This is a genomic window from Pseudarthrobacter sp. NPDC092439 (assembly GCF_044754945.1).
Lineage (GTDB): Bacteria > Actinomycetota > Actinomycetes > Actinomycetales > Micrococcaceae > Arthrobacter.
This window is the reverse complement of record NZ_JBIVQB010000001.1, coordinates 125,010-142,169: the sequence shown is the minus strand read 5'-3', so window position 1 is coordinate 142,169 and position 17,160 is coordinate 125,010. Positions and strand designations below refer to the sequence as shown.

Genomic DNA, 17,160 nt, shown 5'->3' with positions numbered 1-17,160 from the left:
GTGTCGTTGACCCCAACCGGGTTGCGGCTCGCGAGCCAGCTTCATTGGTATACCCGCTCCTCAGTTCCCGGGCCAGTTCCACAGGGACCTGGCCGTTTGCGCCCAATACTGTCTGCAAAGTCAACCGTGGATTCCCCCAGGCAGAGATCCCACGCGTGGCTTCATGTGCGCGGGTGACATGGCTTCCTTTGTGCGATATGTTTGCGGTGCTTACATCAGCGGAGGAGGCAAAGTTAGCGGCGTCAACATCGCAAAAGAACTATCACCACGGCGACCTTCGCAGTGCCTTGCTCGCAGCCGCGATCGAAAGCCTGGAGGCCGGCGAGCCATTCTCGCTGCGCGCTGCGGCCCGGAAAGCGGGGGTTTCCCCTACCGCCCCCTACAGGCACTTCGCGGACCGGAAAGCCCTTGACAGCGCGGTTGCCATAGAGGGATTTAAGGATCTACGAGCGGACCTGACGGCGGCGCTGGCCGGCCAGGCGGAACCGCGAGCGCCGGAGGAGGTGTTCACGGCGCTGGGAGTCGCTTATGTGGCGTTCGCGTTGCGGCGGCCGGCCGTATTCCGCCTGATGTTCGGAAACGAGTGCGACGACGCGGACAGTGAACGGGTTCAGGCCGCTGGGGACCTCCACCAGGTACTGACCCGCGCCATCGAGGGCCTCTTCCCCGACGCGAACGTGCCGGGCCTGTCGACCGCGTTGTGGAGCATGGCGCACGGGCTGGCATTCCTCCATCTCGATGGCAAGTTCCGCCCAGACCCCAATGACGAAGTCGCCGCCCGGGTGCAGTCTGTTGCAGCAGCGGTGTTCGCAGTTGGTCGCCAAACATCACACCCTTCGGGCGGTCGGACGCCCCCGGCTCGATCTGAAACCAAGGAGAATTAACATGCCCAGGCGCATCCTTCACGTTGTCACCAACGTCGGACACTACGCCGGCTCGTCTCATCCCACCGGCCTGTGGCTGTCTGAACTGGCTCATGCCTGGGAGGTCTTCGAGGCACACGGGTTCGAACAAGTCCTCATCAGCCCGAAAGGCGGCCGGTCCCTTTGGAGCCGCGATCACTGAAATTTCCCAGCAATGACAAGGCAACCAGGTCCTGGCGTGCAGACCCGGCGCGTATGGCCCTCCTTGAGAACACGGCCAGCCCGGATGAGATCAACCCGGCGAACTTTGACGGCATCTATTTCACTGGGGGCCACGCAGTGATGTACGACTTTCCTGACAGCGAAGGCCTGCAACAGATCGCCCGTGCGATCTGGGAGCAAGGTGGAATCGTTTCCTCTGTCTGCCATGGATACTGCGCCTTGCTCAATATCAGGCTTTCCGACGGCAGTCTCCTCGTGGACGGCCGCAAGGTCACCGGCTTCGCCTGGCAGGAAGAGGTCCTTGCCGGGGTCCACAAACTCGTGCCCTACAACACCGAAGAAGAGATCAAGACCCGCGGCGCACGCTACGAAAAAGCCCTGCTCCCATTCCTTCCCTACGCCATTGCCGACGGCAGGCTTGTCACAGGACAAAACCCCGGCTCCGCCAAAAAAACCGCCCGGAAAGTCGCTGCACTCCTATAACCCCCGCCGCGTATCGCGTTCCGGACCTCAACGGAGCGGAAATGCACTCACGGCCGCCTCTCCCCTGCTCCGAAAAGGAGCCCCGCATATTTACGAAAGCGCGAAGGAGCCATCGCATGAGCCTCAAAAAAATGCCTGGTACAAGGTCGCCCGTGGCTAAATACAGTATTGAGTACGTGGCTGATCTGCTGATCAGGGATCTGCAATACCTCAAAACACGCAGCGTGGAGCGCTGTGTCACCGAGGTGGCCGGATACCAGGGGGTAGCGGAAGCGGACATCAGCTCCTCCGTCGAGCAAAACCTGCGAATGGCCATCCAAGCCGTGAAATCCGGGGTCGTCCCGGAGTCGTCGCAGCTGGCACCCGAAGCCAGGGTGGCCCAGGTCCGCTTCCACCAGGGCCTGCGGATTGAGGACGTAATGCGCGGCTACCGCCTGTCCATGGCCGTGATCCAGGACCGCTTCATCGACATCTCCCAAGAGGTTCAGCTCGGCGACCGTGAGGTCCTCGCCGCGCACCGGGTGCTCTGGGGTGTCAGCGACTCCTACACCGCCGCCCTTGTGAATTCATACCGGGAGAGCAGCGTCCAGCAGGCTGTGCGTGATCACGAACTGCGCCAGGGCTACCTGCGCGCGGTACTGGCTGGCACTCTGGCAGGCCCAGAGTTGGTATCCCGGTCCGCCGACTTCGGCATTGATCCGCGGCGCCAGTTCCGCGCCCTGCGCGCCCGCCCCCGCGCCGGGACCTCCCCGGATGAACTCCTCAGCGGGCTGGAAACACAGCTGCGGAGCGGCGACGGTGTTCTCACCCTACAGGTGGGTGACGTCGTCGGCTTCGTTACCGCCAGGCCCCCGGCCAGCCGGGAGACCGCCACAATTGCCGTCGGACCCGCCCGCCCGCTGGCAGAGCTGCCGCAGTCAGACGCCGTTGTCGACCGCGTCTTCGAGGCCGCCTGGCGGCGTCCTGAAGGTGGCTCGTTCTGCCTGGAGGACCTGACCTGGCGCACCGCGGCCGCCGACCCGTATGTCACAGCGGTGTTGCGCGAGCGCTACCTGGCGCCGTTTGCCGACGACGCCGAGTTCGGCCGGATAGTGCTGGACTCGGTCCGGCGCTACCTGGCCAACGACCGCCGGATATCCGTGGCAGCCAAGGCCTTGTCTGTGCACGAAAACACGCTGCGCTACCGGCTGCAGAAGTTTGAGCAGCTCACCGGCACCCGGCTGGATGCAACGGACACCCTTGTGGAGCTCTGCTGGGTCTTCGAAAGCTGCCGGGACGTGCCCGGAATGACCGACGGCGGCTCATTGTAGAAATCCACAAACGCCTGCAGGTTCCCTTTGATCTGACTCCATGTTCGGCACGCGCAGGCCTCCGTAGCGTGGTATGCATCACAGCCGGACGAACTGCTGACCGCCGCGCCCCGGGGCCCGGACCGATGCGGGTCACTAAGTCCGGGCCCATCGGATCTGGGAGTCAACCGGATGAGCGTCATCACCGCAGCACCACCTGTCAGCAGGACCCGCCAACTCGCGGCCGCGACAGTGGGCAACATCGTCGAATGGTTCGACTGGTACGTCTATTCCATGCTGGCGTTGTACTTCTCCAGCCAATTCTTCCCCAAGACCGGCGACCCCGTGGTTCCGCTGCTCAGCGCCATGGCGATCTTCGCCGTCGGCTTCTTCATGCGGCCTCTCGGCGGCCTGCTGGGCGGCATGGTGGCCGACCGCCTCGGGCGCAAGAAGGCACTGACCGCCACCGTCATGCTGATGGGCGTCGGAAGCCTACTGATTGCCGTCGCCCCGACGTACGACCAGGTCGGCGTGCTGTCACCGGTCCTGCTGGTGCTGGCCCGGCTCCTGCAGGGCCTGTCCACCGGCGGCGAATTCGCGGCGTCCTCGACCTTCCTGGTCGAGTCAGCGCCGGAGGGACGCCGGGGCTTCTTCTCCAGCTTCCTCTACATCGGCGCAACCCTCGGAAATTTGGCGGCGATCGCCTCCGTCGCGTTCCTCGTCGCCGTGCTGCCCGACGGTGCAATGCACGAGTGGGGCTGGCGCGTACCGTTTGCCATCGGCACGCTCGGAGCGGTGGCTGGTCTGTTCATTCGCCGCTTCGCCGAAGAAACGCTCGCCGTCAACGACCCCGCTGATCCGTCCGCACCTGCAGGCAACGCCAGGACCGCCCGGCCCTCTGCTTTCGAGTTCATGCGCACCCACCCGAAGGAATGCCTGCTGGTGTTTGCCATCAACGCGGCGCCCACACTGTACTTTTACGTGTTCTCCTCCTACCTGCCCACCTACGCACACATCACGGTCGGATTTGAGATGAAGAACGCCCTCTTCGTCGGCCTGATTTCGCTGACCTACTTCGCCATCCTGCAGCCGCTGATGGGCGTCCTTTCCGACCGCATCGGCCGCAAGCCGCTGCTGCTGGCCTTCGGCGGCGGATTCACGCTGCTGACCATTCCCCTTCTCAACGCACTGCAGAACAGCTTCCTGTCCCTGCTGCTGGTGCAAATGGCCGCACTGACGCTGCTCGCCTGCTACACATCCATAACCTCGGCCGTCATGTGCGAGCTCTTCCCGGCCCGCATCAGGGCCGCCGGCATCGGCCTGCCGTACGCCCTGGGCGTGGCCCTGGTCGGCGGCACCGGGCCCTACGTGGCGACCTGGCTGGCAGACGCCAAGATGATCGACGCCTTCGGCTGGTACCTGACCATCCTCGCGGCGATCACCACTGCGGTCTTCCTGCGCCTTAAGGAAAGCTACAAGACGGGACTGCCCCAGTGAGCGCGATTGGATTCTTTGACCACGGCTGGAACTGCAACCCGCACGGCCTCGCCTACGTGCAGGAAGACACTACCTTCACCTTCACCGAAGCCGGCGAACTGTCCTGCCGCATCGCCAACGCACTGCTGGACGCGGGCCTCTCGTCCGTGGCCAAGGTGGCCGTGCTGTCCCCGAATGACCCTCTTGCCTGGATCTGCGTGCTCGGGATCTGGCGGTCCGGGCTTACCTGGATCCCGGCCAACCCGGCGAGCCCCATGGGCGAAACCGCACAGCTTCTGGCCGGATTCGACGCCGAATTGGTGATCTTCCACGCCGGCCTCGACGACACGGCACGACAGCTTCAGGACCGGCTGCCCGGCGTCCGGCAGTGGATCCGGTTTGGCGCAACCACAGAAGGCACCGCCACGGCGCCGTCGTTAGCCGCCCTCCCGTTCAGCCAGTGGATTGCGGACCAACCGCCCACCAAGCCCGACGTCAACGCCGCCCCCGAAGACGTGGTCTCCCTGGCCCCGACCGGCGGCACGACCGGCCTGCCCAAAGGCGTGATGAACACGAACCGCAGCCTGTCCGCCTTCGTGACACACCTGATGATGGCAGCCCACTACGGCTCCGAGGACACCGTGGTGAACCTCGCCGCCGCGCCCATGACGCACACTGCGGGCCTGCTAAGCTTGGCCGCGACGGCCAGGGGCGGGACAGTGGTGGTGCTTCCAAAGGCCCACCCGCACGCCGTCCTCGACGCGATCGAGCAGTACGCGGTAACGGACCTGTTCCTGCCTCCCACCGTGATCTACCGTCTTCTCGAGGTGCTCAAGGAACAGCGGAGGGACCTCTCCTCGCTGCACTACCTGATCTATGGGGCGGCCCCGATGTCCGTCGAAAAGCTGCGCCAGGCGCTGACCACCATCGGGCCGGTCATGATGGAGCTTTACGGACAAATGGAGGCCCCCGCATCGGTGACCTTCCTGCGCCCGGACGAGCACTTCGTGGGCGGCGAAATCGCTCCCGATTCCCGGCTCTCCTCCTGCGGCCGGCCCTATCCGCTGGTCCAGGTCGAGATCCGCGACGAGGACGGCCGGGCTCTTCCAGCGGGGACGCCTGGCGAGATCTGCGTCCGCGGCGACCTGGTCATGAAGGGCTACTACAAGAACCCGGAACAGACCGCGCAGGCGCTGCAGGACGGCTGGCTGCACACCGGCGACATCGGGGTCCTCGACGAGGAAGGCTACCTGCACCTGACTGACCGGCGGCGGGACCTCATTATTTCCGGTGGTTTCAATGTCTACCCCAGCGAAGTAGAACAGGTCATCTGGGGCCACCCGGCGGTGCGCGATTGCGCCGTGGTCGGCTCCCCGCACCCTGACTGGGGCGAGGCGGTGACCGCCGTCCTCGAACTGAATGAGGGCTGCACGGTCACGGAAGCCGAAGTGATCGCCCTGTGCAAGCAGGAACTGGGGAGCATCCGGGCACCCAAGGCCGTCCACCTGGTCCCCGCGCTGCCGCGCAGCGTGAACGGGAAAGTCCTGAAGAAAAACATCCGCGAATCCTTTTGGCGCAACGAAAAATCGAAGATCTAGGGAGAACATCTATGTCGAACCGACTGCACGGAAAAATCGCCCTCGTGGTGGGAGCCGGCTCCAGCGGCCCGGGGATGGGCAACGGCAAAGCCACCGCCCTCGCTTTCGCCCGCGAAGGCGCCACTGTTGTTTGCACCGATGTCAATGAGGCTGCGGCCAAGGAAACCAGCGACCTCATCATGGCTGAGGGTGGCCAAACACGGCATTTGGCCTTCGATATCGCGGATTCCGCGGCCGTAAGCAGCGCCGTGGCGTCGGTAATCGATGAATTCGGCCGCATCGACGTTCTTGATAACAACGTCGGCATCGCCAAGGTGGGCGGCGTTGTTGAACTCGAGGAGACGGAGTGGGACCGGGTGCACGCCATCAACCTCAAAGGCCCCTTCCTGACCATGAAGCATGTCATCCCGCACATGGTTGCCCAAGGTGGCGGGTCCATCATCAACATCTCGTCGCTGGCGGGCATCCGCTGGACCGGGGTGCCCTATTCCACCTACTACTCCTCCAAGGCGGCGCTGAATCACCTGACCCGAACAACAGCCGCGGAGTACGCTGCAAGGAAAGTCCGGATCAACGCCATCCTCCCGGGCTTGATGGAAACGCCGTTTGTCACCGAGTCAGCTGAACTGGCAGGCGCCTACGCTGCCGGGCAACGGGAAGAGATGCTCAGGAAGCGGCACGCCCAAGTGCCGATGGGACACATGGGCACCGCCTGGGATGTAGCCAACGCTGCGGTCTTCCTGGCCAGCGACGAGTCCTCCTACATCACCGGCATTGAACTTCGGGTCGACGGCGGCATTTCGCTGGGCTTCTAATTCAAACTATTCAAAACCGGGGTTAGCTGGGGCCCATTTGGGGGGGGGGAGGGCCACCTTGATCAAAGTTGTGCGGCGAAGAGCAACACCCGCAGGTAGCCAGCCCAGGGCCTAAAGCCTACGGTGGGACTCCCGGTGATCACCCGGATCATCACCGATCGCAACGCCTCCACGCCGAAACCAATCCCGGGGTCGAGGACCCGGGCTATCCGACGGCACGCCGAGTCATGAGGGCGGCCGGCACGCAACTGCAGACAGTCCCGGTCGACGAAAACGGCGTGAGAAGTTCGCAACTGGAGGCCATTACGGGCATCCCTGACGCCGGTCTGATTACACCCAGCCACCAGTACCCGCTGGGTGGAAGGATTGCCGTTCAGGAACGGCTGGGACTCCTGAAGTGGGCAGACCAGCGTGGGGTGCTCATTCTTGAAGATGACTACGACAGCGAATTCCGTCACAGCAGAATGCCCCTGCCGGCAGTTGCTTCCCTTCCCGCGAGCGCTGAGGTAGTGCTGCTCGGAACCTTCTCTAAGAACCTCAGCCCGTGGCTGCGGTGCGGGTACCTGGTGGTTCGAGGTGAAGCAGGATGCAGGCTCAAAGCTGTACGCGAGGCTCTGGATACTCCAGTCGCCGGGCTGCTCCAGTCCGCGCTGGCGCATTACTTCCAGGCAGGGGGGCTCTCCCGCCACATCACGCGGGCACGCCGGGAGTACTCGCACCGGCGCGCCTAGGGTGCTGCGCAACCTCGAAAAACAGGCCGATGGTTCAGGAGCCAATTGAAAGTCTCGGCCTCAACGAGCGTGCCTTGCTGTTGGCGGCTCTTCGGAGCCGTGCTCACTCGTGGTGACCGGGATCGTGATCTCGCCCGGTGGGCTTTTCCGATGCCCGCTCCGGTCCTAGACAACGCTGATGCGCAGGAGGAGGATTCGTCAGGTAAGACCGACTCTAGGGGCAAGGTTGCGGGGTATGGCGGCATGGATTCATGACAATCAAGACGTTCGTGAAGACATCCTCTCCCAAGGACTAAAGAGGGGCACCCACCGGCTAACGGGGGGTGTGCTGCACGCAATGGCTGGCGACCCCGGGCAGCTTGTGGATTTCGGCAATGAGGTCGCGGTTGAAGCCATCAGGCGCGATGCCCCTGTTCTCGTCGCCGACGAACTCTTGGCCGTATCCCGTCGTATGGCGACGGGCGAGCTTGCGCTGACTCCTTACATCCATTCCGCTCTCGACGGGCTTCGCGGGTTGCATGATGAATCCGAGATGGTGCCGGCGCTAGAACGTGCGGTTCCGGTGTCGAAGTACGAGTTCAATTTATATGCAGGTAGTGAGGATTCTCACGCGAAGCGGAAGGCGCACCAATGATCACGGCCAAGGAACTGGAGCGCCACATCGGCGTTCTGCCTTACGACAGCGAACTCTTCGGCATCTACCAGTCGCTTCTCGGATGGAAGTCCGCGCGAGCCCAAGCCCGGTTCGGACCGGCCCTCACCCGCGACCGACGCCAGGCGATCGATCGGATTGCCGGGCAGTTTATCCCCCAAGTTGATGCCCGGTTCGACGAGGGATGCGGCATTGACTTCCGTGTCGGAGCAGGTGTGTTGGTGGGCGGCGTCACCCGCGGCCACAGCACCCAGCTGATGAACGCCATCGCGGAGTTGCTGCCACCGCTCCGTGATTATGACGAAGCGCAGTGGGATGGTCTGCTGTCGCCGGATCGCGTCGACGAACTGCTGCGCGGCCCCGTGAGTGATCGGCTTCAGAGGGCGTACCGCGAGCTCTGTGACACACCCCTCCAGCTGCGGCGCCACGACGACGAGGACAGCATCCGACTCCTCAAACAGAACAGCCTCCGGACGCAACTCGACGCGGAGTCCGCCGTCGCAGGGGCGCTGCTTCATCTCGTGGCGCAGAAGCAGTTCACCGTCCTGCGCACGCTCTTCTATAACGAGACAGACCACTCGCGCGCGGTGGCAGGGCTCCTCGGACTCGCCGACGCGAACAGCGCGGCCGCCGGCTATCTCGATATCGAGAGCCTCGACCCCACCAATCGCGACCATCTCGCCTCGGTCGGTCTATCCCCGCTCAGCGTCGTGCACCTCTACCGCCAGTACTTCTTCGAGTTCGATTCGTTCTTGGGCACGCCCGTCGGGCATGTGTGGCTGAGTCCACATGCGGAAGTGGAGCTGATCGAGGTCTCCACCCGGCGCAAGTACGAGGAGCGCATCATCGAGCAGGCGATGGAGACGACGGTGAAGAGCGAATCGACAGTGACCGTCTCGGACGAGCTTTCCGATTCGGTGAAGGACAGCAATCGCTCCGACATTGCATTCGGTGCCAACGCTGACGTGAACCAGGGGTGGATCGGAGGAGAGGCCAACGCCTCGACGAGCTTCGATATGAACACGACGCAGGAGAAGGCGCGCGAGACGATGCACAAGCGCTCCCGCCTGCAGAGCGACAAGCTGTCGACCGAAATCCGCAAGAGCTTCAAGTCGACCTTCCGGACCGTCACCGAGACGACGGACGTCTCGAGCAAGCGATACCTCCTGAAGAACGGTACCGACGAACTGGTCAACTACGAGCTGCGCCGCAAGATGCGACAGGTGGGGGTACAGGTGCAGGATGTCGGCTCGTTCCTCTGCTGGCAGACATATGTCGACGATCCGGGCCGATCGCTCGGCCTCGGACAGCTCCTTCACGTCGCGAAGGAACCGGACACGGGTTCCCTGAAGAATCCAGAAGCACAACCGCTGCTGACCCCCTTCACGTCGACGACGCAGATCACGATTCCGTTCACGCAGACGAGCAGCGACGAGGGAGATAAGGACGAGGGCTACCGCTACGGGGTCGAAGTCGACACCGACTTCAATGAGGGCTCGCGTGAGCGGGTGGCCTGGGAATTCCCGCAAGAGGCTTACTGCGATCGCGCTAATTACGTCCTGTCTCAGGTCGACCTCGGTGCCAATGGCGAGTCGGTGGAGTTCGACCTCAGCCGCCTTAATATCCGCACCGAGAACGGCAAATGGCTGTTCGATATCGCTCTGGCCTACGTCAACTTCGGCGGCAAGGATGCGATGACCATCGCTGCGACCCTGCACTGGACTCCGGTCGAGGCGGCCAATACCGCCATCACGGATGCGAACAACGCAAAGGTCAAGGAATACGAAAGCGCCATCCGCGAGGCCTACGAGAAGGAGTTCGTCGAGTCGGCCAGAGAGCGGGTGACACTCGCTTCGAAGATCCGCCAGCGCACGTACGAGGACCTGCGCGAAGAGGAACGGATCGTGGTCTACCGGGCGCTCATCCAGGACCTGCTGACCAAAGACATCCCGCAGCCCGACGATCGCACTCGGCACGTCGTGGCAGAGCTCATCAACTCCATCTTCGACGTCGACAAGATGCTCTACTTCGTGTCTCCGGAGTGGTGGCGGCCCCGCCTGCACCGCAGCGGCCAGGAACTCGGCAAGCCGGCGATGCCGAAGATCGGCGACACGGCTTCGCCAGCGGTCACAGCGGTCACGACGAAAACGGGGATCTCAAAGGGAATCGTCACGCAGATACCCGCGTTCGTCGGAAGCATCGCCGCACTCTCGAAGCCCAAGCCGGATCCGCTGCTCGCTGACAGCGTGGTCGGCTGGGGAGGCGTCAAGCAGTGGCGACAGGACAACTACTACCTGACCGAAGACTCGGAGCCCGCCCGATTGGGGGCCTCACTCGGCTGGTTGATGCAACTCGATGGCGACAACCTTCGAAACGCATTCCTCAACGCACCATGGGTGAAGGCCGTTCTGCCGATCCGTCCCGGAATGGAAGAGGCTGCGCTGAACTGGCTCACCAAGGTGGAAGGGATGAACGGCATCGGGCCGACTGACATTTACCACACCAACAACCCGCAGGAGCAGGACCTCGAAGGCAACCCGCTGGACGGTCAGCCAATGTTCGACGTCCTCCGAGACATGGCACGCCGGGTGCGGATCAAGCACGAGGAGTCCGTGAAGGCAGGGAGCTACCCCGAGGTAGACAACGACGCTGGACCGGCGAATCCGGTGCTCGTGGATGCGGCAAACACCGTCACGGCGACACCGGTGGACCGCGTGTACGAGCACGGCTTCTATCCGCTCGTAGGTGGGTTCCGCAACAACGTCGGCACGGGGCAGTTTCCGGTCATCGATCAGTGGGTCGAGATCCTTCCGACCGACCAGGTCGTGCCGGTACCGGTCACCTACGACCCAATCACCGGCCGGATGAAGCCCTGATGGGTGAGCCGACCTATCGTGGAACCAGCGGGGGCATGCAGTTCGATGCGTTCTACAAGGACGAGTGGGGTCCGGTGAACACGGCAGCAAACACGTCGGTCGACGTCCGCCCGAGGTCCGGCTTCCATAAGAACCGATTCACGCTCGTCGGGACGGGCGGCGCAGCGATATCGGAAGCCGAAGGCGGATGGACCCTCCCCGCCCGCAACCGTGCGAATCCGAACACCAATGCCGGGCTCACGAACAAGTCGAATCCGGTGCCCGCCGGTGAGAGCGACGACTTCATCGTCAAGCTGGCGCCCAGCGCTGAGGTGCTGACACAGATGCGGGCACGGGCGGCGGGCGGCTCATGGGCTGGCGAAGTCTCAGTCACTCTTCTATTCGCGGTCGGCCAGGAGGTCAACCGCCACGGACTGCGCTCCTTCGTCGAGCGCGCCCAGGGCCAGCACGTCGTCATCCACGTCCGCTGCAACGAAGCGACCAAACCTTTCTACGCGCGGGTGATCGACACGGCACAGATCGAGTCGCTGCTTACGACGGCGCTCGGCGGGAAGGTCACCTGGAAGCTGCGAGTAATCGCCGGCTACAGCTTCGGGTCGGCCGGGGTCAACCAGGTGATCCTCAATTCGCTGGTCGACCTCACAACGGTGCGGCGCCTGGTCTTCTACGACTGCCTCTACTCATCGCAATACGGTTCGACGGCCGAGGCCATCAAGCTCGTCAAGAGCAAAGCCGGGCCTGATCTGCGCACCGTGGTCTACAAGACCTCGGACGGCGGAAACAGCTTCGCGGATGCCGGCAAGCTAAAGGTCGTCGCTGACAATCCAGGCCTGCTCGACCGGCGAGGACTGATCGAGAATCTCTACCACTCCCGCGACTTCCAGGCGCTCTGCGTGTTCCGTTCGCTGCAGGGGGGCGTCGATGACGGGGTGGTCACCCTGCCCGCCGATCTGCAGGCGCGCCACGACAAGATGGTGTTGGCGACGGCGTCTCTCGCGCGCGGGACGGTTATCTCAAACAAGGAGGCCTGGTCTTTCGTTCACGGGTCGATCCCGGCGGGCGCCACGGTGTTCGAGGACTGGGCGAAAGCGAACCAGAAGGCGGTCCGTGCATACGGCGAGAAGCTCGGCGTCGCCAGCAAGAAGGGCACGTTCCGCGGCATCCTCTGGCCCAACCTGCTTCCCGGCTGGTGGCAGGGCGAGGCGGAAGACGTGCACGATCTGGTCATCCCCGAGGTCGGTTGGGAGTACCTCACGTATTGACGAGAGCGGGACCGGCTGCAGACAGTTAGGCCGTCTACACACATGCCCTCAGCGAAGCAATTGTCATCGGGGGCGCTGGAGGACTATCGGGGCACCAGATGCCTGGAAATCCGGGCGGCAGAGTCCAGCAAGTCGATGGTGCCCGCGGCGACCCCGACGACGAGATCGAAGCCCTCATCCGTGGTGAAGCTGTGCCGGTAACCGTTGATCCATAGCAACAGCACCATGAGCGTCCACGCGGTCCGTTTGTTGCCATCAATGAGTGGATGGAACCGGGCGACCGACTCCAACAAGGCTGCCGCCTTCACCGCTAGTTCCGGATAAGCTTCCGTGCCCTTGACAGCCGTCGCCGGCCTTGCCAAGGCCGAGGCCAACAAGCCGACATCACGGATATGGAGGCCGTACCGATCAACTCCCTGAAGTGCGTCCTCAATGTCCAGGTATGCTGTCACGCGTCCTCAAGGCGCTTCAGCAGATCAGCGTCATGACTCATAACAAAATCAAGGCCCTGGCTGATTTCGCGCCGGCGTGCATGGCGCTGCAGAACCAACTCCGCCCCCTGCAACAGAAGCGCGGACTTGGACGTGTGTTCCTCGGCAGCCAACTTCTCCAGCCGACGATCGAGATCTTCAGGGACACGGAGATTCATAGCCATATCTTCATGGTACCAAAACGGTACCGTCTCGTTGCTGGACGCCACCTCGGGCCGATTAGCGTCAGTGGCCGGACGGATCGGACCTCTCTTAGAGGAGAAGGACGCGCCTGACATCGCGACTGGCCTTTTCTCCCGGATGTCAGGGCTTGACAGCGTTATGCCCGCGCAGTGCGGACGTTTTACCCAGGGCCGCCGGCACCGGTCATCACCTTTGGAGGCGTGGTGCCTCAAGGGGTAGCCCACGGCGGCCCTTCCGAGCCATGATGGCACTATGACTGATCCCCAACGGAAGCTGTCCGCCGCCGAGCTCGCCGAGGCCGGGCTCACAGACTGGCGCCCGACCGGCAATGCCCTCACCGCCACCTTCCGGACCCGGAAGTTCTCTACCGGGCTGGAGCTCGTGAACCGCATCGGAGCTTCCGCCGAGGAGGCCAACCACCACCCCGACCTCACGCTCACCTACCCCGAGGTCGGCGTCACGCTTTCGAGTCACGATGTCGGCGGGATCACCGGCCGCGACATCGACCTGGCACGCACCATCAGCGGCCACGCCGCGGAGCTCGGGGTCACCGCCGCGGAGTGAGTCCGCGCCGTGGGCAGTCGCGAAGGGTCGTTGAGGCGCTCAAGCTACTACGCCAGAGGCGCGGTCGGCGCCGGCGCCATTCTGGCCGCGGGACACGCCGACGCCATGGAAAAATCCGGTGACGCTGGAATAGGACTTGATTTGCCCTTCACTGATGATTCTTGAGCTCTTCTGAGACCCTCACGTGATGTCTCACTGCCGAGGTCCGACGCAACAACAAGTTGCCGCTGTTGGCTGGCCGGGCGATGGGCTGCCGCCGCGAAAGTATGGAGCAACCGGTAGAACAGCTGCGCGATTCTCGTTGGAGACCGCGGTATGGATGACCGTTGTCAGCGCGACAACGGCAGGGGTTATCCAGCTCAAACTTCCAATGCGTCAAGCTTTGTCAACACTCGCGGTACAAATGACCTGGCGGCGCACGTGCAAGCAAGCCTCGTAAGCGGAACGCCTGTACGCCACCGCCCGTGACCACAAAACTGGGTCCCGAGCGGTAGGGCATCCCGAAAGACGCGTCGCGGCCGGGACGAAAACCCGACGGCGTCCGCCCTCACCAGGATTCCTCGAAGGCAGCGGAAGGACGGTCTGGGATAGGAGGAAACCTTCGCGTGTCGGGAGCGCGCCGAGCGGCACCAGTTCGTGGCCGTATCAGCAAGACATCATTGAGAAGTACCAGGCTGCAAGCTAGCTAAACACCCTGATCCGCTGGCTGGCGGAAGTTTGCGTACGGCAGGCCGTCTTTCCGTAAATGTCCACCGGCCGTGAAACGCCACCCGGGCCCGCGCGGTCATCCTCCGCCTACGCCCCACGCACTGAAGTTCCCGCCTCCCCGGTTGCGCTCATCGTCGTCTTTGCCGCACCGCCGACAGCGCTTGTAGACCACCCCGTCGTCGGCATGTTCGAGGTGCCATTCGTGCCGGATGTTGAGCTTGCACAGCAGGGCCTGGATCATGGCAGCCTCCGATTCAAATCGCAGCGCTCTGTACTCCTCATAATGGACCCTGCCGCCCTGCCGGGGAACTGGCCAATCCTGGCCAGGCACCAGCCACAGGCGGCCGATTGCACTTGGCCGCCGGTAGGGGCAGGCCGGATGAAGGCTCTCCGAGGGTTACGGCACCAGGCTGGAATGTCTGTCCACGATCTTCCGAACTGGTGATGAACAGTTGCCGAAGGCATGAATAACCGCGGCGCGTGGGAGCATACTCTGACATCAACCCGATCTAGTGTCGATGACCATGATCACCCCCAATCGTCGTCACCGCCGCGCGGTTATCACTGCTCTGGCCGTGTCCCTCCCCTTCGCCTTCATCACCCCCGCAGGTCCCTCCACCGCGGCGCCCACGGTCCCGACGTCCGACCAGGGCAATGGCGCACCGGCACAGCTCTCTCAGCTGAATCTGGGCGCGCATGACCTCCCCGAGACGCGGAACGTTACAACTCTGGCACCGGGCCTGACCCGGACCACGATCACCCGGGGCACCCCTAATCAGGACTTCTTCTGGACCGCCGAAGTGGCCATCCCGGCGACTACACCCGATGCCACCGCATCCGCGCTGTCCACCGAGGCCCAGGCTCAGGCTGTCGCCGACAAGCTCAGCGCCGCCGGTGTTCCCGCAAGGGTCGAGCCCGTCCAGTCACCTCAGCTGGCCGACTCCGGCGGGGACCTTGGTTACCGGGTACGTGCAGGCCAATTCGGCTCCAAGGCCGACGGTTCCGCCACCGTCGATCAGATCAAGGCCGCCGGCTACAAGGCATCGGTGATCTACACCGGCTGGGACGGCGACGCCGGCTCCAGCGAAAATGACCGCGGCCCATGGAACCTGCAGGTACTCACCGTTGACCCGAAGGAGTTCCGCGGCGACCTCACTTCCTCTTTCGGACCCAACCTTGAAGACCGCGAAACCACAAGCCAGCTCTCAACCTTCGCCGGCGCCCTGGCCGCCGTGAACGGCGGCTTCTTCGTCATGGACCCCGCCGCAGGCGCGCCGGGCGACCCGGCCGGGGCCGCCGTACAGGATGGAAAGATCCTCAGCGAACCGGTCGGTGACCGGCCCTCCCTCGTCCTCGACAAGAACGGCACCTCCATCCAGCGCCTACACTGGCACGGCACGGTGACCGCACCCGGCACCGCAGAACTCCCCCTGGACGGAATCAACCGGGTTCCCGGACTCATCCGCAACTGCGGCGGCACCGACGACACCCCCACAAACCTGCCGCTGCACGACCTCACCTGCACGGACGCCGACGAAATCGTCACGTTCACCCCCGAATTCGGCCCCACCACGCCGTCCGGCCCAGGACTCGAGGCCGTCCTGGACGCCCACGGCACCGTCACCGCGGTCAACCACACCCGCGGCACCACGGTCCCGGCCGGCGGACAGACCCTGCAAGCCATCGGAGCAGACGCGGACAAGCTCGCCGCCCTGGCTGTCCCGGGCGCCAAACTGAAAGTCGCTACGGACCTGCTCGACGAAACCGGCAAGGACCTGAAGACCGGCGCCACCACGGACGTCATCAACGGCGGCCCGACCCTCGTCGAAAACGGCCAGTTGAACATCACCGCCAAACGCGACGGCATGGTCCGCAGCAACGACAGCAACAGCTTCTTCTACGGCTGGGTCCACAAGCGCAACCCCCGCACCATCGCCGGCGTCGACGCCCAGGGCCGCACCCTGCTGGTCACCGCAGACGGCCGCCAGACCACCAGCCTGGGCCTCAGCATCAAGGAATCAGCCGACGTCGCCCGCTCCCTGGGCATGGTCAACGCCATCAACCTCGACGGAGGCGGATCCACGGCAATGGTCCAGGATGGCCAGATCGTGAACTCCCCGTCGGACGCCACGGGCGAACGCCCGGTCGGCGACGCCCTTCTGGTACTCCCCGGCCGCAAGGGCTGACACGGCCCGCAACAAGCTGACAAGTAGCCACACCCCAGGAAGCCCCTGCCCTCTGCTGGGGGTAGGGACTTCCTGGCATCCGGGCGAAGCAGTTTTGCCCGTGGCTACTCTCTCAGCCGGTCCCTGACCGCGTGCTCGACCAGGATCGGAACGTAATCCCTCACCCTGCCGCTATCTCAATGTCTGACGCACTTGCACAACAATTGTTTAAGGGATCAGGAACTGCATTGATCATCCGGGGCAGTGCAGCCGTTCTATTCGGCATTTTAGTTTTCCTCTGGCCCGACGTCTCCGTACTCGCACTGGTGATCCTCTTCGGAATTTACGCCATCGTTGACGGAGCCACGAACATCGTGCATTACGTCAGGCGCAAGGAACGCCGGTCCGTCTGGCAAATAGTGAGCGGCGTCATCTCCGTACTCGCGGGTCTCGCCGCGTTCGTTTGGCCAGGCATCACCGCCCTTTCGCTGGCGCTGATCATCGGCTTGTGGGCCGTCATTCTCGGTGTCTCCCAGATAGCACTGGCCTTTGAAGTTAAGAAGACCGTCGGACAATGGTGGCTCTGGCTGATCACAGGTATCGTCACCATCATTTTCGGCCTCTTCCTGGTTATTCTTCCCGGCCCAGGCATCCTGGGTCTCCTGGGTCTGCTCTCGTCCTTCGCAATTGTCTTCGGAATACTTCTGATCGCTTCCGGAGCCGGACTGCACCGACTGGGCGAAGGCCCCACGACACGGCTCTCGATGGGCTAAAAGCACGTC

At 63.7% G+C, this 17,160-nt stretch carries 17 protein-coding genes and 1 pseudogene; 14 read left to right on the top strand and 4 right to left on the bottom strand.

The features are described 5' to 3' along the window. Positions 1-173 precede the first annotated feature (173 nt). From ACIQCM_RS00670 to ACIQCM_RS00620, 11 genes are all read left to right on the top strand, one after another. Complete coding sequence (locus ACIQCM_RS00670; protein ID WP_400604023.1) at positions 174-884, top strand: TetR/AcrR family transcriptional regulator; 711 nt, start codon at positions 174-176, stop codon at positions 882-884. 1 nt (position 885) lies between these two features. Next, positions 886-1,065, top strand: coding sequence for a hypothetical protein (locus ACIQCM_RS00665; RefSeq protein WP_400604025.1), 180 nt, complete (start codon positions 886-888; stop codon positions 1,063-1,065). A gap of 53 nt (positions 1,066-1,118) precedes the next feature. After that, positions 1,119-1,568, top strand: coding sequence for a type 1 glutamine amidotransferase domain-containing protein (locus ACIQCM_RS00660; protein ID WP_400604026.1), 450 nt, complete (start codon positions 1,119-1,121; stop codon positions 1,566-1,568). Positions 1,569-1,720: 152 nt separating this feature from the next. Continuing rightward, a complete protein-coding gene (locus ACIQCM_RS00655; protein WP_400604028.1) occupies positions 1,721-2,878 on the top strand; it encodes a PucR family transcriptional regulator in 1,158 nt (385 codons plus the stop codon). Between the two features lie 171 nt (positions 2,879-3,049). Continuing rightward, positions 3,050-4,354, top strand: a complete 1,305-nt coding sequence (locus ACIQCM_RS00650; RefSeq protein WP_400604030.1) for an MFS transporter — start codon at positions 3,050-3,052, stop codon at positions 4,352-4,354. Further along, positions 4,351-5,931, top strand: a complete 1,581-nt coding sequence (locus ACIQCM_RS00645) for a class I adenylate-forming enzyme family protein (protein ID WP_400604032.1) — start codon at positions 4,351-4,353, stop codon at positions 5,929-5,931. Before ACIQCM_RS00650 ends, ACIQCM_RS00645 begins: the two co-directional genes overlap by 4 nt. 11 nt (positions 5,932-5,942) lie before the next feature. Beyond that, a complete protein-coding gene (locus tag ACIQCM_RS00640; RefSeq protein WP_400604033.1) occupies positions 5,943-6,746 on the top strand; it encodes an SDR family NAD(P)-dependent oxidoreductase in 804 nt (267 codons plus the stop codon). Between the two features lie 68 nt (positions 6,747-6,814). Then, a complete protein-coding gene (locus ACIQCM_RS00635) occupies positions 6,815-7,477 on the top strand; it encodes an aminotransferase class I/II-fold pyridoxal phosphate-dependent enzyme (RefSeq protein ID WP_400604035.1) in 663 nt (220 codons plus the stop codon). 235 nt (positions 7,478-7,712) lie between these two features. Further along, a complete protein-coding gene (locus ACIQCM_RS00630) occupies positions 7,713-8,111 on the top strand; it encodes a hypothetical protein (protein ID WP_400604037.1) in 399 nt (132 codons plus the stop codon). After that, complete coding sequence (locus tag ACIQCM_RS00625) at positions 8,108-11,005, top strand: hypothetical protein (protein ID WP_400604039.1); 2,898 nt, start codon at positions 8,108-8,110, stop codon at positions 11,003-11,005. The genes ACIQCM_RS00630 and ACIQCM_RS00625 overlap by 4 nt, the downstream gene beginning before the upstream one ends. Further along, positions 11,005-12,267 (top strand): hypothetical protein, encoded by a 1,263-nt coding sequence (locus ACIQCM_RS00620; protein WP_400604040.1) that lies wholly within the window; start codon positions 11,005-11,007, stop codon positions 12,265-12,267. The genes ACIQCM_RS00625 and ACIQCM_RS00620 overlap by 1 nt, the downstream gene beginning before the upstream one ends. A gap of 83 nt (positions 12,268-12,350) precedes the next feature. On the opposite strand, the gene ACIQCM_RS00615 is transcribed toward ACIQCM_RS00620, so the two are convergent. Together ACIQCM_RS00615 and ACIQCM_RS00610 are read right to left on the bottom strand one after the other, a co-directional pair. Further along, complete coding sequence (locus ACIQCM_RS00615) at positions 12,351-12,719, bottom strand: type II toxin-antitoxin system death-on-curing family toxin (RefSeq protein WP_400604041.1); 369 nt, start codon at positions 12,717-12,719, stop codon at positions 12,351-12,353. Next, positions 12,716-12,922, bottom strand: a complete 207-nt coding sequence (locus ACIQCM_RS00610; protein ID WP_400604042.1) for a ribbon-helix-helix protein, CopG family — start codon at positions 12,920-12,922, stop codon at positions 12,716-12,718. Before ACIQCM_RS00610 ends, ACIQCM_RS00615 begins: the two co-directional genes overlap by 4 nt. Before the next feature lie 271 nt (positions 12,923-13,193). On the opposite strand from ACIQCM_RS00610, the gene ACIQCM_RS00605 reads away from it, so the two are divergent. Continuing rightward, positions 13,194-13,505 carry a 4a-hydroxytetrahydrobiopterin dehydratase gene (locus ACIQCM_RS00605; protein ID WP_400604044.1) on the top strand — a complete coding sequence of 104 codons (312 nt, stop codon included), beginning with the start codon at positions 13,194-13,196 and terminating at the stop codon, positions 13,503-13,505. Positions 13,506-14,289: 784 nt separating this feature from the next. Here ACIQCM_RS00605 and ACIQCM_RS00600 read toward each other — a convergent pair. Next, positions 14,290-14,454, bottom strand: coding sequence for a hypothetical protein (locus tag ACIQCM_RS00600; protein WP_400604046.1), 165 nt, complete (start codon positions 14,452-14,454; stop codon positions 14,290-14,292). Between the two features lie 283 nt (positions 14,455-14,737). Between ACIQCM_RS00600 and ACIQCM_RS00595 the strand changes: the two genes are divergently transcribed. Continuing rightward, positions 14,738-16,399: a phosphodiester glycosidase family protein gene (locus ACIQCM_RS00595; RefSeq protein ID WP_400604048.1), complete on the top strand. Its 1,662-nt coding sequence runs from the start codon at positions 14,738-14,740 to the stop codon at positions 16,397-16,399. Between the two features lie 104 nt (positions 16,400-16,503). Here the strand turns inward: ACIQCM_RS00595 and ACIQCM_RS00590 are convergent. Then, a pseudogene (locus ACIQCM_RS00590) lies at positions 16,504-16,569 on the bottom strand (three-helix bundle dimerization domain-containing protein); the annotation flags it as partial. Positions 16,570-16,578: 9 nt separating this feature from the next. Between ACIQCM_RS00590 and ACIQCM_RS00585 the strand changes: the two are divergent. Continuing rightward, complete coding sequence (locus ACIQCM_RS00585) at positions 16,579-17,151, top strand: HdeD family acid-resistance protein (RefSeq protein ID WP_400604050.1); 573 nt, start codon at positions 16,579-16,581, stop codon at positions 17,149-17,151. Positions 17,152-17,160 lie beyond the last annotated feature (9 nt).

Bases quoted from the DNA above. Each gene is read 5' to 3' on its own strand.
- ACIQCM_RS00665 (WP_400604025.1), top strand. From the start codon at position 886: ATGCCCAGGCGCATCCTTCACGTTGTCACCAACGTCGGACACTACGCC.
- ACIQCM_RS00660 (WP_400604026.1), top strand. From the start codon at position 1,119: ATGGCCCTCCTTGAGAACACGGCCAGCCCGGATGAGATCAACCCGGCG.
- ACIQCM_RS00650 (WP_400604030.1), top strand. From the start codon at position 3,050: ATGAGCGTCATCACCGCAGCACCACCTGTCAGCAGGACCCGCCAACTC.
- ACIQCM_RS00640 (WP_400604033.1), top strand. From the start codon at position 5,943: ATGTCGAACCGACTGCACGGAAAAATCGCCCTCGTGGTGGGAGCCGGC.
- ACIQCM_RS00630 (WP_400604037.1), top strand. From the start codon at position 7,713: ATGGCGGCATGGATTCATGACAATCAAGACGTTCGTGAAGACATCCTC.
- ACIQCM_RS00625 (WP_400604039.1), top strand. From the start codon at position 8,108: ATGATCACGGCCAAGGAACTGGAGCGCCACATCGGCGTTCTGCCTTAC.
- ACIQCM_RS00620 (WP_400604040.1), top strand. From the start codon at position 11,005: ATGGGTGAGCCGACCTATCGTGGAACCAGCGGGGGCATGCAGTTCGAT.
- ACIQCM_RS00610 (WP_400604042.1), bottom strand. From the start codon at position 12,922: ATGGCTATGAATCTCCGTGTCCCTGAAGATCTCGATCGTCGGCTGGAG.
- ACIQCM_RS00605 (WP_400604044.1), top strand. From the start codon at position 13,194: ATGACTGATCCCCAACGGAAGCTGTCCGCCGCCGAGCTCGCCGAGGCC.
- ACIQCM_RS00600 (WP_400604046.1), bottom strand. From the start codon at position 14,454: ATGATCCAGGCCCTGCTGTGCAAGCTCAACATCCGGCACGAATGGCAC.
- ACIQCM_RS00595 (WP_400604048.1), top strand. From the start codon at position 14,738: ATGATCACCCCCAATCGTCGTCACCGCCGCGCGGTTATCACTGCTCTG.
- ACIQCM_RS00585 (WP_400604050.1), top strand. From the start codon at position 16,579: ATGTCTGACGCACTTGCACAACAATTGTTTAAGGGATCAGGAACTGCA.